Source organism: Pseudomonas sp. ES3-33 (assembly GCF_000952175.1).
GTDB lineage: Bacteria > Pseudomonadota > Gammaproteobacteria > Pseudomonadales > Pseudomonadaceae > Aquipseudomonas > Aquipseudomonas gregormendelii.
In genome coordinates this window covers 86,835-99,803 of record NZ_JZRI01000066.1, presented here as the reverse complement: position 1 = coordinate 99,803, position 12,969 = coordinate 86,835, and the positions used below count along the sequence as shown (strand labels likewise).

Here is a 12,969-nt window from a genome sequence, read left to right as displayed (position 1 = left end):
TACAACAATGGACGTGCCCGATGCGCTTCAATCACCTGGACCTGAACCTGCTGGTGGCGCTCGATGTATTGCTCGAAGAGCAGAACATCACCCGCGCCGCCGAACGCCTGCACATGACACAGTCCGCCACCAGCGGCGTATTGGGACGCCTGCGCAGTTACTTCGAAGACGAATTGCTGGTGCAGGTGGGCCGCAAGATGCAGCCCACCAATTACGCGCTGGAACTGGCCAAGCCGGTGCGTGAAGTGCTGCTGACCATCCAGTCGTCCATCACCGCCAAACCGGTGTTCGACCCCGCGACCAGCAAGCGCCACTTTCGGCTGGTGACCTCGGACTACCTGATCAGCGTGCTGTTCGCCCAGGTGATTCAGAAAATCCACCAGGAAGCGCCCAACATCACTTTCGAGATGCTCGGCCCCAGCGATAACTCCGGCGAGTTGCTGGTTCGCGGCGAGGTCGACCTGATGATCGTGCCGGAGCGCTACACCCTCGACAGCCACCCTTCCAAGCTGCTGTTCGAGGAAGAACACGTGTGCGTGGTGTGGCAGGGCAATACGCAAGTGGGGGACAGCCTGACGCTTGAGCAGTACATGGAAATGGGCCACGTCTCCGTCGGTTTCGGGCGCACCCGGCACATGAGTATCGAGGAATGGTTCATGAACCAGTACGGCTTCAATCGCCGGCTGGAAGTGATTACCAACGACTTCAACACCCTGCCGCAGCTGGTCGTCGGCACCCAGCGCATCGCGACCATGCACCAGCGGCTGGCGCGGCTGTACGCCCTGCATCTGCCGCTGCGGATCCTGCAGCCGCCGGTGAAGATACCGGTGATGCGTGAAGTGATGCTGTGGCACCGCAGCGTCGACGGCGACCCCATGCATCGCTGGCTGCGCGATCGCATCAGCGAATTCATCCAGCACCTTGAGGAGCATCCTATCGCCGCTCGCGATACCTCCCATCCCGCGTCACGATTGGCCAAATAGTCGGGTCGTCCTTAACGTGCCGTGGGAACGCCAAGGCAACCACAAGGACAACAAAAACCATGTTCCGCTATTTCCCAACCAACTACGTGTGGAATCTTTCTGTCAACCTGGCCATCGAGATGGGCGCCCGCATGGGCGAAATCGAAGAGATGTGCGCGCCGCTGCAGGAGGCCGCCCGCCAGCCCGACGCCGCCGGTACCAAGGCCTTCCGCGAGACCTGGGCGAGAATGGCCGACAAACTCTGCGGGCTGGCCGAGGAAGACGAAACGTCGGGCCGGCTGTTGTCTGCAGGCGAAAAATACAACCGTGCCGCCACCTACTACCTGACCTGCGAGCGCCTGCAGGCCCATGGTGCAGCGGGTCGTACCGAGCTGTACCAGCGGTTCCTGCAGACGTTCAAACGCGGCATCGAACTGTCCCGGGAGAACTGCGAGCGAGTGGAAATCCCCTACGAGGGCGCACATATTTCCGGCTTGCTGGTACGCGCCGAAGGCGTGAGCGGGCCGGCGCCGATCCTGGTGCAGGTCAACGGGCTGGATTCGACCAAGGAAATGAAATACCGCGTCGGCCTCCCCGCCTGGCTGGCCAAACGCGGAGTGTCTTCGCTGATCATCGACCAACCGGGCACCGGTGAAGCCTTGCGCCTGCACAACCTGATTGCCCGTTACGACAGCGAGCACTGGGCCAGCCGCGTCGTCGACTGGCTGGAAACCCGCAGTGATGTAGATGCCCGGCGCATCGGCATGGAAGGTGTCTCGTTGGGCGGTTACTACTGCCCACGCGCCGTGGCCTTCGAACCGCGCTTCGCCTGCGGCGTGGTATGGGGCGCGAACCACGACTGGCGAGATGTGCAAAAACGTCGCCTGGAAAAAGAAGGCAGCTTCCCGGTACCGCATTACTGGTCGCACGTGTGCTGGGTGTGGGGCGCGAACGATGTCGACGAGTTCATGAGCATCGCCGAGAACGTCCACCTGGACGGCGTGCTTGACCGGATCAAAGTGCCGTTCCTGGTGACCCACGGGGAAAAGGATTCACAGATTCCTTTGAAGTGGGCACATCGCACCTACGAGCAACTGGTCAACAGCCCCAAGCGCGAGCTGAAAATATTCACTGAGCGCGAAGGTGGGGTGCAGCATTCAAGCTTTGATAACAGCATTAACGCCGGGCAGTACATTGCAGACTGGGTGGCTGAAAACTTGGGTGGGCACGTTGGCTGACAGATTTTAACGCCCCGGACGTGTAGCAGCGAGCTTGCTCGCGATAAACGTCAAAGACAACGCGGGAAACCTGGGAAAACGCGCTGCCTATGGGTTCTTCGCGAGCAAGCTCGCTCCTGCAAAAAGCCTCAACTGAATAGGCGAGTAGCGTGGAACGAGCTGATCTGCCATCCATTCTCCCCCAAGGCCCACACCTGTGTGGCAAACCCTTCACCTCGAATCAGCTGGTCACCGCCGCGCTTCTGCAAGGTGTTGCACTGTGGGCCGGTCATGACCGCCAGGCGCTCGCCATAAAAGCGAATCTGCAATTCGCCGCGTTCGATGGCCAGGTATTGCACCGCGCTCCGGGCGTAGTCCAGGTAGTCGGCCTTGCCTTGCACCAGGCCGGTGGTGTGTACGTACACCAGGTCATCGGCGAACAGCTCGGCGACTCGCGCATAATCCTCTTCGACCAGCGCCCGGCGGCGTTCGGTTTCCAATTGCAGCAGTTGGGTTTTCACAGGCATCTTCCTGACTCTCGGTGAATTGACAAGCGCGCACCATAAACGCCGCACCTGCGCAGTAAAAATCGTCGATGAAGATGCCTGCCATCGTGACTCGCGATACTCTCCCTCCGACACCATCCATCGTCCACAAGCCCAGTAAACCAAGGCTTGCAGACCTATTGACCCGGTCAATACGTCGCCATCGATGCAATCTGTTGGTGTTGAACCTGCCCGCGCCCCTAGCCTCTTTTCGCATAACAATCAGCCAAGCGAAAAACCCCATGCCTAGCCTGCACCTGAAATGCCAGACACTGTTCGACGGCACCGGCCTCGACACCCGTCAGCAACAAACCCTGGTGGTAGAAAACGGTCTGCTGAGTTACGTCGGCCCGACCTTGTCCGCGCCTGCACCTCGACCCGGCGACACCGTGGTGGATGCCGGTGACAACTTTGTCATGCCAGGCCTGGTGGATGTGCACACCCATCTGGCATTCGGCAATGCGCAGAGCGAAGAAGACATCGATATCTGGACCAGCGACGAGTTCCGCGCCCTGCGCGGCATGTTCTTCGCCCAGCATGTGCTAGCGGCCGGCGTCACCAGCATGGTGTGCCCCGGCGACAGTGGCCAGCTCAGCATCGCCGTGCGCAACGCCATCGGCGCCGGGTTGTTCGAAGGGCCGCGAATTGCCGCCAGCAGCCGGGTCATCACCAATCGGCAGAGCCTCAACGACTGGTTCCCGAGCCGCATGGGTGCCCCGGAATTTTTCACCGCATGCCTGGTGACCAGCCGCAGCGATGCCTTGGCGGAAATCCGCAAACAAGCCAAGGATGGCGTCGACCTGATCAAAATTGCCATGGACGGCACCCATCGCCGCCCCAACGGTGAAATCATCGCGGCGTTCACCGCCGAAGAAACTTACGAAATGGTGGCCGAGGCCCATCGCCTGGGCTGCAAGGTCGCCACCCATGCCTACGGTCGCGAGGCGGTGATGTACGCCGCGCGCGCCGGCGTCGATCTGGTCTTCCACGCGTTCTACATGGACGACGCGTGCATCGAAGCCTTGCTCGAAGCCGGCAGCATCCTGGCCCCCACCATGACGTTTCCGCAGAACACCGTGGATTTCTGCCAGCCCCACGACCCGGCCATCACCACCGGTTACGCCGGTTACTGTGCTCGAACCCTGGAGATCGGCTCGGCCGTGCTCAAACGCGCGAAAGCGGCCGGCATCCCGTTCGCCTGCGGCAGTGACAGCGGCTTTGCGGTGACGCCATACGGCGAGTGGCACGCCCGCGAGTTGGAATTGCTGGTGACGCGGCTGGGATTCACCCCGGCCGAAGCCCTGCATGCAGCCACCAACGTCGGCGCGCGCTGCATGCCACGGGGCGAGACCCTGGGCACTCTGGAAGTAGGGAAACAGGCCGACTTCCTGCTGCTCGACGGCTCGCCATTACAGGACATCCGTCTGCTGCAGGATCGCTCTCGCCTGAAAGCCGTGTACAAGGGCGGCCAGCCGGTAAGCATGGAGCGCAGCCCCTACAACCCCAAGCAGGTCAGCGACTTCAACTCTTTGAAATGGACCGATCTGTACACTCGCGACCGCGTAGCCCAGTTGGACAAGTGGGCCTTATGAGGACTGCTGCCATGCAACAACTCGATCTGCTCACCGCCACAGACCTGGCGAGCCGTGCCATTCGCCTCGCCCGTCAAGCGGGCTTCAAGCCCATGGCCGCAGCCGTACTGGACACCGCTGGTCATCCACTGGCCGTACTGCGCGATGAACACGCCAGTTTCCTGCGCCCGCAAATCGCCACTGGCAAGGCTCGGGGCTGCCTGGGCATGGGTTTCGGCGGACGTGAACTGGCGAGGCGTGCGCAAGCGATGCCGGCATTTTTTGATGCGATCAACAGTTTGACCGGCGGCGAAGTGATTCCCGTGGCAGGCGGTGTACTGATTCGTAATGCCCAGGGGCAACTCATCGGCGCCATCGGCATCAGTGGCGATACCTCGGACAACGACGAACGCTGTGCAGTGCAGGCCATCGATCAGGTCGGCTTGATAGCGGACACCGGCGATCAACCTCCAGGCTGATCGAGCATCGCCGCCTGCTCTACCAGCAGTCGGCGCAACCAGCGCATCGCCGGATCATGTTCCTGGTAAGGGTGCCACTGCAGCACCTGGGTCGAGGCGGGAAACGCCAGCGGTGCGGGGTGGATGCGCAGCGGGTAACGCCGGGCAAAACCCTGGGCCTGACGGCGAAACACCGTAGCGATACGAGCGGTACCCATCACAAACTCCGGAATCAGCGCAAAGCTTTCCACGGCCACCGCGACTCGCCGTTGCACGCCAAGCTCCTGCAGGTGCACGGCATCCATCGCCAGGTTTCGCCCGTCGGAGAATTCGCGCACCACATGTTCCGCCGCACAGTAGCTGGCCAGGCTCAGGCCATCGGCAAACTGCGCCTGCCCCGCGCAGACGATGCAGCACAACTCATCGTTGAGCAGCGGCACGTGGGGATACGCCGGATTCAAGCGGCGCTGCGGCACTATCACGGCATCACTGCGACGGTAATCCAGCGCCTCGCTGACCACGTCACCGTCGCGCGGTGCAGGCAGGTCGCGCAGGCTCAATCGCACCCCGGGAGCGACTCGTGCCAACTCAAGACTTACGGCAGGCAGGAGTACTCCCACCACATAATCCGAGGCCACCAAGGTGAATTGGCGGGTACAGGTGGCCGGGTCAAACCCGACCGGCGAATCGACGATGTCCCGTGTCAGCGCCAGGGCCTCACGCACTTTCGGCAGCAGCTCCAGGCCCAGCGCTGTCGGCTCCAGCCGCCGCCCAACCTGCACCAGCAACGGGTCGTTGAAGTGTTCGCGCAGGCGCCCCAGCGCTGAACTTGCCGCAGACTGGCCCAGGCACAAGCGCTCCGCCGCACGGCTCACGCTGCATTCGCTGAGCAAGGCGTCCAGGGCCACCAGAAGGTTCAGGTCGAGACGTCGATAACGCATACAGTTCCACTAAGGCTGAGAATTGCTGCAGCAACCCTAAACAGACGTTGAGCCGAGGACCAATCGCAAGCTCCGTTACGAGCTATCAGGAAAAACACTACATTGCCTGCCAGGGTGCGACTGCGCCGTTACCCCGCCAGGCTCGGCACTTCAAGCCCGACCTTTACCCGGTCCAGTGCCACGATGGTCTTGAACCAGGTCACATTGGCGTTTTCGGCAAACAACCGCCGCGCCAGGGCCTGATATTCCTGCATGCTGGCGACGGTCAGAACCAGCACAAAATCGACCTCGCCGGTGACGTAGTAGCACTGCTGCACTTCGGGCACGGCAAAGTGCGCCTTCATGGCCTCCAACGCTTCAATGCTGGTGCGCTCGGCCATCACTTCGACAATGATGGTGATCGGCCGGCCGACGGCCGTGGGGTCAACGATGGCCACGTTGCCGGTGATTACGCCCTTCTCTTCCATGCGCTTTATGCGGCGCTGCACCGCGGCCGTGGACAGGTTGACCTGTTCGGCCATCAGCCGCAGCGGCGTGGTGTTGTCGCGCTGGACGAGGTCCAGGATCGCACGGTCAAATTTATCCAGTGATTCAAATGCAGCGTCCTTGTTAGCCATGCGAGCCCCGCGAGAAAATTTCCCGAAAACTAGCAGAAAACCGCGACCCTTTATCTAGCCACGAGAAATATTATCTTGCGTGCAGCCTGCCTTCGCAGCCTGACCGGCCACTCACACAGGATATTCGGCATGCTCGCATTGTTTCATCTTTCCCCCGTCCTGCTGGTCACTGCAATGCTGGTGGTGCTGCGCCGCCCGCCGGTGCACGCCGCCCTTGCCGGCACGTTACTGGTAGTGGTGTTGTGGCTGGCCGGTGCTGCCGACGCGTGGCACCTGGGCAGCCTGCTGGCCGCTGCGCAAGACACCGCCGTACTGTTTGCCAGCACCGCGTTCGTGATCGTGCCGGGGCTGGCGTTCGTGATTTGCATCGAGCGCCTGGGCGTCAATGTGGCGCTCAGCCAATGGGTGCAATCCCTGAGGCTGCGTCGCGGCGATCAACTGGTGTTCATTGTCCTCGGCCTGGCGCCATTACTGGAAGCAATGACCGGTTTTGGCGTGTCGCTGATCGCCACCGTGCCACTGCTGCTGAGCCTGTTCGAACGCCAGGTCGCACTGCGCATCGCCTTGGCCGGCATGGCGATCATGCCGTGGGGCACCCTGGGCCTGGCCTCGGTGATCGGCGCCTCGCTGGCACATCTGGACGCGCCGGCCCTGGCTGCGACTTCGGCCCTCACCAGCGCCCCGGTGTTTCTTGCCCTGAGTGCCATGGCGTTGTACCTGGCAGGCGTGCGCGAGCTGCGGGAATGGCAGGCGCTGGGCGTCTTCTGGCTGCTCTTCGTGGCCGTGCTCTACGCAGCCAGCCGCTGGTTGGGCCCGGAAGTAGCCGGCGTTGCCGCCGGCCTGTTAACCGCCAGCGCCGTACTGGCTGCCGGCCGGTGGCGGCTGCGGCGCAGTGCAACCACTCGCAGCACGGTGCAATGGCCGCGCCAGGCCTGGCCTTATGTGCTGCTGATCGTCTTTATCGTCGGCTTGAAAACGCTGTGGAGCATCACCGGCTGGCAGGATCTCTGGATCGTCCAGGGCGCCCAGGTGACGTGGAAACCCTTGGCTTCACCGGGCGTGGCGCTGATCCTGGTGCTGATCGGCCTGGGCTTCTACACGCGCAACACGCCACGCCAGACGGGGCCGCACGTTGGCTTGCTGACGGCATTGTCGGCTCGGGCGAAACGGCCCTTGCTGACGATTTTCTTCTTCCTGGCCATGTCGCAGATGATGGTAAAAGCGGGCTTTCTGGCGGGCTTGATGCAACTGCTGGCAGGGTTGTCGCCCACCGCTGCGACTTCGCTGGTGGCCCTGCTCGGCGGGCTGTCCGGCTACATGACCGGATCGAACGTAGGCGGTAACGCGATCTTCATGCCGGCCATCGCGATGTTGCCGGAAACCTCCCGCCTGTTGCTGGCCGCCGTTCAGAACAGCGCGGCAGGACATGCCGCACTGGGTTCGCTGTCGATCGTCATGCTGATCCTGGGGCTGGCGAAGACCCAGGCCAGCGAGGAAAGCGCACTGGTGAGGTTTGGCTTCGGGCTGGTTTGCCTGAACACGGCGTTGGTGGCTTTGAGCGCGATGCTGTTGGTGGAGTGGCTTGGGTAACAGCGAACGATCGCCTCAAGCCGCTCTGTCACCCAGATTCCTCAAGAGAAAATGCGAAAGAGCAGGAATCAGGATCAACGCCCCGACCATATTCCAGATAAACATGAACGTCAGCAGGATGCCCATATCGGCCTGGAACTTGATTGGGGACCAGGCCCAGGTAATCACGCCAGCGGCCAGGGTAATGCCGACCAGTGCCACCACCTTGCCGGTGAACGCCACGGCATTGCGGTAGGCCTCGGTCAGCGACAGGCCGGCACGCTGCTGCGCCAGTTGCACGCTCAGCAGGTACAACGCGTAATCCACGCCGATGCCCACCCCCAGTGCTATGACCGGCAAGGTCGCCACTTTCACACCCATGCCCAGCCAGACCATCAAGGCTTCGCAGAGGATCGAGGTCAGCATCAACGGCACCACCGCCACCACTACCGCCCGCCAACTGCGGAAGGTGACGAAGCACAGAACGATCACTGCGGCGTAGACGTAAAGCAACATGGTGCGGTTGGCGTCGCGCACCACGATATTGGTCGCAGCCTCGATGCCGGCACTGCCAGCGGCCAGCATGAACTGGCGTTCGCCATTGCTGTGCTCGCGGGCGAAGGTTTCGGCCACCTGGACCACACGGTCGAGGGTCTCGGCCTTGTGGTCCGACAGGTACGCCACGATCGGCATCATCGAACAATCGTTATTGAACAGGTCCGGGCTGCTCACGGAGGCCTGTTGTGCGCCGTAGTTCAGGACATTCTGATTGCGGGCGATGGTCAGCATTTTCGGGTTTCCTTCATAGGAACCCGCCGTGATCTGCCGCACCGCATTGACCAGCGAAACGGTGGTTTGCACGCCTGGTTGCTGCTGCAAGAGCCAGCCCAGGCGATCGGCCTCCACCAGGCTTTCGTATTTCAGACAGCCTTCCGTGGGCGTCTTGAGCATGATTGCGAATTGGTCGCTGGACAGCGAATAGTTGGCCGTAATGTAGGCATTGTCGCGGTTGTAGCGCGAGTCCGAACGCAGCTCGGGCGCGCCGGGATCAAGGTCACCGATCTTCAGGTGATGGCTGACGACTATCCCGCCCACCGCCAGCAAGCCGGACACCACAACGGCGCCGGTCGCCCAGCGACGCTCGGTGAACCTGTCGAGAAAGCTCCACAGGGCACCCATGCCTTTGCCGCGCAGTTCCTTGTTCTCTGCGCGCAAACTGCGTTCGGCGGCCTTGCGACTCACTCCCCAGTAAGACAGCAACACGGGCAGCAGCACCAGGTTGGTGAAGATCAGAACCGCAACGCCAAGGCTGGCAGTGATCGCGAGGTCCTGGATGACCGGAATATCGATCAGCATCAGCACGGCAAAACCCACGGCATCGGCCAGCAACGCGGTCAGGCCGGCGAGAAACAAACGGCGGAAGGTGTAACGGGCAGCGACCAGCTGATGAGTGCCACGTCCGACATCCTGCATGATGCCGTTCATCTTCTGTGCGCCGTGAGACACGCCGATGGCGAACACCAGGAACGGCACCAGAATCGAAAACGGGTCCAGGGCAAAACCGCACATCGCAACCAGGCCCAGCTGCCAGACCACCGCAATCACCGAACACATGATCACCAGCGCGGTGCTGCGCACGCAGCGGGTGAAATAGAAGATGATCAAGGTGGCGATCACCGCAGCGACGCCGAAGTACAGCATCACTTGCACAAGACCATCGATCAGGTCGCCCACCAGTTTGGCGAAGCCGATCACGCGGATCTTCAGCGGCCCCTTGCCCTCTTCCCCCGTCACACGGGCGCCGCCTGCAAACTCGTACTTGTCGCGCAGTTTCTCTTCCAGGACTTTCGAAAACTGGTGGTAGTCGATGGCCTGCCCGGTAACCGGGTCTTTCTCCAGCAGCGGTACGAAAATCATGCTCGATTTGAAGTTGTTGCCAATCAGGCTGCCGACGATCCCCGAACGGGCGATGTTCTGCCGCAGTTGCTGCACGCCCTGCGCTGACCCGTCATAGGAGTCGGGCATCACCGGCCCGCCCTGAAAGCCTTCCTCGGTGACTTCGGTCCAGCGCACGGCCGGGGTCCACAGCGACTTCATCCACGCCCGGTCAACGCCCGGAGTGACGAAGAGTTCGTCGTTGATTTCCTTCAGCGCATCCAGATAGTGCGGGTCGAAAATATCGCCGTCGCTGCTCTCCACCACCACCCGCACCGCGTTGCCCAGGCCACGCAGGGCCTGACGATTCGCCAGGTAGTTCTGGATGAAGGGCTGGCTCTGCGGAAGCATTTTTTCAAAGCTGGCGTTGAGCGTCAGCCGCGTGGCAGCGAAGTAACCCAGCACTACCGTGACCAGCAGGCAAGCCAGCACCACCCACAGGCGGTTGTTGAAAATCAGCCGCTCCAGCAGGTTCCCGGAGCGCGGGTCAAAGCCCTTGAGCTCGCGCACCACCGGCATTGTTTCGAGTTCGTAGTGACCCATCATGTTGTTCTCTTATTGGTGCCAGGCTTATTCGAGGGGCAGTTGACGCAGGCCGCGAGTGCCTGCCAGTACCAGTGAGCCGCCACTGTCCACCTGCGCGGCGGCCACCGGAGCCAGCACGGTGTTAGCCTGGAGTTGAAAACTGCGTCCCTCATCGGCGCTCACCAGCACATGGCCGGCCTGGCTGACCAGCAGGATGCGGCCGTCGCTGGTGACGCTGCTGGCGGTGATACTCAGGGGCAGGCCGAGCTCGATCCTGGTCCAGTTCGTCCCGCCGTCGGTGCTGCGAAAAACGTTGCCGCGCAAACCAAACACCAGCGCCATACCGGTTTTACCGGTGACGCCGAACAGGCTGCCGTTGTAAGGCGTACGAGTCGCCATGAAACGATCGCTGCCGCGATCCAGCTTCATCACCAGGCCTTGCTCGCCGACGATGTACAAGTCATCACCGGCAGGGCGCACGGCGTAGAGATTTAATGCGCCGGGGTTATCGGTACGGTCGAGCAACGGCGTCCAGTGCAGTCCACCATCGTCGGTACGGAAGATCAGATTGAACGCACCGACGATGTAACCCACCTGCTCGCTGGCAAACCACACATCCAGGAACGGCTTGTCGGCGCCCTCCTCGACCATGCGCTGCGCTTCTGCGACCTTTGCCTGCAGGTCGGCGTCCTCCGGTTGGCTGGCGAGCTGCTGGCGGTAGTAGTCGAGCATGATCGGGCCGACCTGGCGTCCGTCCAGTTGGCGGACCCAAGTTTGGCCTGCATCGCTGCTGTGCAGGACCACGCCATCATGCCCAACCGCCCAGCCTTGCTGCGGGACTGGAAAGTGCACGGCCACCAGGTCGGAACTGACCGGTACCTTGGCCTGCTGCCAATGCTGGCCGGCGTCATCGGAATACAGAATGTGCCCACGCTGGCCCACGGCAACCAGGCGCTCGCCGGCTCGGGTCAGACCGGTCATCTGGGAGTGCGCCGCCAATTCACTACGCAGCGCTGGCGTATCGAGGACATCGACAAAGTCGCCGGCAATCACCGGACGGGTAAACGGCACCGCCATTGCCGCTGACAGTGCCACCAGCAGGAACCACTTGATCATCGTCATTATTATTATCTCGTATGCACACCACAGCCCCCTGTCGGAGCTGCCGCGTGAAGCGAGGCTGCGATCTTTTAATGGTGCAACATCAAAAGATCGCAGCCTGCGGCAGCTCCTACAGGGGCGTAGGGGTTTAGCGGATACCGGTTCCCGCAAGCGACTCGGAAGACCATTGCGCCTTCGACAGTGGCGCGATGTATTTCAGGCCGCCGTAAGGGCCGTAGAAACCGTTCACGTTGTAGGCGCCGGATATCAGGTCATAGAGCATGTGGTTGATAGTGTCCGGCGCCTGTACGTCATAGCTGTAGGTCAGGTGCGAGAAACCACCGCGGTACAGCTGGCCACGGCCGTCGTATTCATCGGAAGCCAGGACAATCCAGCTGTCTTCGTCGAGGTAGAAGGTGCGCTTGCTGTAGATGTGGCGTTTGCCTGGCTTGAGCGTGGCTTCCACCACCCAGACCCGATGCAACTCCCAGCGCAGCAGGTCAGGATTGACGTGGTTGGCTTTCATCACGTCGGCCGCTTCCTTGTGGTAGCTCAACTTGTAGGTGTTGTACGGCACGTAGAGTTCTTTCTTGCCGGCCAGCTTGAAGTCGTAGCGGTCCATCGCACCGTTGAACAGAAAAGCGTCGTCGTAGGTTGCGGCACCCACAGTGCCTGGGTTCGGCGTGTCATACGCCAGGTCCGGCGCGAGTTTCACCCGACGCTGCCCCGGCAGGTATTGCCAGGCCCGGCGTGGCTGTTTCAGCGGATTGACCGAGTCCAGCAGCAGCAGCGCTTCACCGGCACGCCGGGCCGGCCCGGTGTAAGTCAGCTTGATCTTGTAGAAGGTTTCATCCGCTGCGACCGGCCCTGCCGGACGCCCGGGCGCGTATAGCGGGTATTCGATGTTGAAAACGCCCGTGGAGCTCAACGACGCCGCACCGGAGGAATCAACGTTCCAGGAGTCGTACTTGTTCGTCATCGCCTGCCCTTGATAGCGCAGCAGGTGGTTCCACATCGCTTCGTTACCGTCGGCAGGGATCGGAAACGGCACGCCCGGCAAGGCGTTTTCCAGGCCCAGGCCACCGTCAGTGGTCTTGGCGGTCAAGGCGTTTTTCGCGGTGTTGTCCAGCACTGCTTGCGGCAGTGCAACGGTGCGATGGGTTGGGTACACGTCGAGTCGATAGCTCGGGTAGCGAGTGAGCAACGCCTGGGAAGTGGCGGTAAGTTTGTCTTTCTGCTGGGCGAGGTTTTGCGCGGTGATCACCAGGCGCGGCTTTTCTGCATCGAACGGGTCGGGACGGAACGAGTCGCCGGCTTTGAATGCGCCAGGGATCGTGGTCAGGCCGCCGGTGTAGGCTGGAATGCTGCCATCGGCGTTAGCCGCCTTGTTAGCGCCGACTGCCGTCAGGCTGGTGCCGAGTTTGGCCGCCTGGTCGGCGCTGACCGCTGCGTGGGCGGAGCTTGCAACCGCCAACGCCAGGGCGCTGGCCAATACGGATTGAATTAAATTCATGGGTGTCTCCTGTTA

The 12,969-nt window shown here is 61.9% G+C and carries 11 protein-coding genes; 5 read left to right on the top strand and 6 right to left on the bottom strand.

The annotated features are described in order from the left end of the window. Window positions 1-20 precede the first annotated feature (20 nt). On the top strand, window positions 21-983 hold the full coding sequence (locus UB23_RS12285) for a LysR family transcriptional regulator (protein ID WP_045059574.1): 963 nt from the start codon (window positions 21-23) through the stop codon (window positions 981-983). A gap of 59 nt (window positions 984-1,042) precedes the next feature. Next, complete coding sequence (locus tag UB23_RS12280; RefSeq protein ID WP_045059573.1) at window positions 1,043-2,200, top strand: alpha/beta hydrolase family protein; 1,158 nt, start codon at window positions 1,043-1,045, stop codon at window positions 2,198-2,200. Between the two features lie 128 nt (window positions 2,201-2,328). Here UB23_RS12280 and UB23_RS12275 read toward each other — a convergent pair whose 3' ends face one another. Beyond that, window positions 2,329-2,700, bottom strand: a complete 372-nt coding sequence (locus UB23_RS12275) for a nuclear transport factor 2 family protein (RefSeq protein ID WP_442963625.1) — start codon at window positions 2,698-2,700, stop codon at window positions 2,329-2,331. Window positions 2,701-2,966: 266 nt separating this feature from the next. Here UB23_RS12275 and UB23_RS12270 point away from each other — a divergent pair, with 266 nt between their 5' ends. Both UB23_RS12270 and UB23_RS12265 read left to right on the top strand, forming a co-directional pair. After that, window positions 2,967-4,316 (top strand): metal-dependent hydrolase family protein, encoded by a 1,350-nt coding sequence (locus UB23_RS12270; RefSeq protein WP_045059571.1) that lies wholly within the window; start codon window positions 2,967-2,969, stop codon window positions 4,314-4,316. Window positions 4,317-4,327: 11 nt separating this feature from the next. Continuing rightward, window positions 4,328-4,774 (top strand): GlcG/HbpS family heme-binding protein, encoded by a 447-nt coding sequence (locus tag UB23_RS12265; RefSeq protein ID WP_045059570.1) that lies wholly within the window; start codon window positions 4,328-4,330, stop codon window positions 4,772-4,774. Here UB23_RS12265 and UB23_RS12260 read toward each other — a convergent pair. Both UB23_RS12260 and UB23_RS12255 read right to left on the bottom strand, forming a co-directional pair. Beyond that, the gene (locus tag UB23_RS12260) at window positions 4,759-5,694 is read right to left on the bottom strand and encodes a LysR family transcriptional regulator (RefSeq protein ID WP_045059569.1); all 936 of its coding nucleotides are present in this window, start codon (window positions 5,692-5,694) and stop codon (window positions 4,759-4,761) included. The two genes, UB23_RS12265 and UB23_RS12260, sit on opposite strands and share 16 nt — an antisense overlap. Before the next feature lie 128 nt (window positions 5,695-5,822). Continuing rightward, window positions 5,823-6,311 (bottom strand): Lrp/AsnC family transcriptional regulator, encoded by a 489-nt coding sequence (locus tag UB23_RS12255; protein WP_045059568.1) that lies wholly within the window; start codon window positions 6,309-6,311, stop codon window positions 5,823-5,825. A 129-nt stretch (window positions 6,312-6,440) separates the two neighbouring features. Between UB23_RS12255 and UB23_RS12250 the strand changes: the two genes are divergently transcribed. Continuing rightward, window positions 6,441-7,901 carry an L-lactate permease gene (locus UB23_RS12250; RefSeq protein ID WP_045059567.1) on the top strand — a complete coding sequence of 487 codons (1,461 nt, stop codon included), beginning with the start codon at window positions 6,441-6,443 and terminating at the stop codon, window positions 7,899-7,901. Window positions 7,902-7,916: 15 nt separating this feature from the next. Here the strand turns inward: UB23_RS12250 and UB23_RS12245 are convergent, their stop codons facing one another. From UB23_RS12245 to UB23_RS12235, 3 genes are all read right to left on the bottom strand, one after another. Further along, the gene (locus UB23_RS12245; protein ID WP_045059617.1) at window positions 7,917-10,358 is read right to left on the bottom strand and encodes an efflux RND transporter permease subunit; all 2,442 of its coding nucleotides are present in this window, start codon (window positions 10,356-10,358) and stop codon (window positions 7,917-7,919) included. Window positions 10,359-10,385: 27 nt separating this feature from the next. Next, entirely contained in the window at window positions 10,386-11,462 is a 1,077-nt protein-coding gene (locus UB23_RS12240) for a WD40/YVTN/BNR-like repeat-containing protein (RefSeq protein ID WP_045059566.1), read from the bottom strand. Window positions 11,463-11,589: 127 nt separating this feature from the next. After that, window positions 11,590-12,954 carry a DUF1329 domain-containing protein gene (locus UB23_RS12235; RefSeq protein WP_045059565.1) on the bottom strand — a complete coding sequence of 455 codons (1,365 nt, stop codon included), beginning with the start codon at window positions 12,952-12,954 and terminating at the stop codon, window positions 11,590-11,592. Window positions 12,955-12,969 lie beyond the last annotated feature (15 nt).

Bases quoted from the DNA above. Each gene is read 5' to 3' on its own strand.
- UB23_RS12255 (WP_045059568.1), bottom strand. From the start codon at position 6,311: ATGGCTAACAAGGACGCTGCATTTGAATCACTGGATAAATTTGACCGT.
- UB23_RS12235 (WP_045059565.1), bottom strand. From the start codon at position 12,954: ATGAATTTAATTCAATCCGTATTGGCCAGCGCCCTGGCGTTGGCGGTT.
- UB23_RS12270 (WP_045059571.1), top strand. From the start codon at position 2,967: ATGCCTAGCCTGCACCTGAAATGCCAGACACTGTTCGACGGCACCGGC.
- UB23_RS12285 (WP_045059574.1), top strand. From the start codon at position 21: ATGCGCTTCAATCACCTGGACCTGAACCTGCTGGTGGCGCTCGATGTA.
- UB23_RS12240 (WP_045059566.1), bottom strand. From the start codon at position 11,462: ATGACGATGATCAAGTGGTTCCTGCTGGTGGCACTGTCAGCGGCAATG.
- UB23_RS12280 (WP_045059573.1), top strand. From the start codon at position 1,043: ATGTTCCGCTATTTCCCAACCAACTACGTGTGGAATCTTTCTGTCAAC.
- UB23_RS12250 (WP_045059567.1), top strand. From the start codon at position 6,441: ATGCTCGCATTGTTTCATCTTTCCCCCGTCCTGCTGGTCACTGCAATG.
- UB23_RS12245 (WP_045059617.1), bottom strand. From the start codon at position 10,358: ATGGGTCACTACGAACTCGAAACAATGCCGGTGGTGCGCGAGCTCAAG.
- UB23_RS12260 (WP_045059569.1), bottom strand. From the start codon at position 5,694: ATGCGTTATCGACGTCTCGACCTGAACCTTCTGGTGGCCCTGGACGCC.
- UB23_RS12265 (WP_045059570.1), top strand. From the start codon at position 4,328: ATGCAACAACTCGATCTGCTCACCGCCACAGACCTGGCGAGCCGTGCC.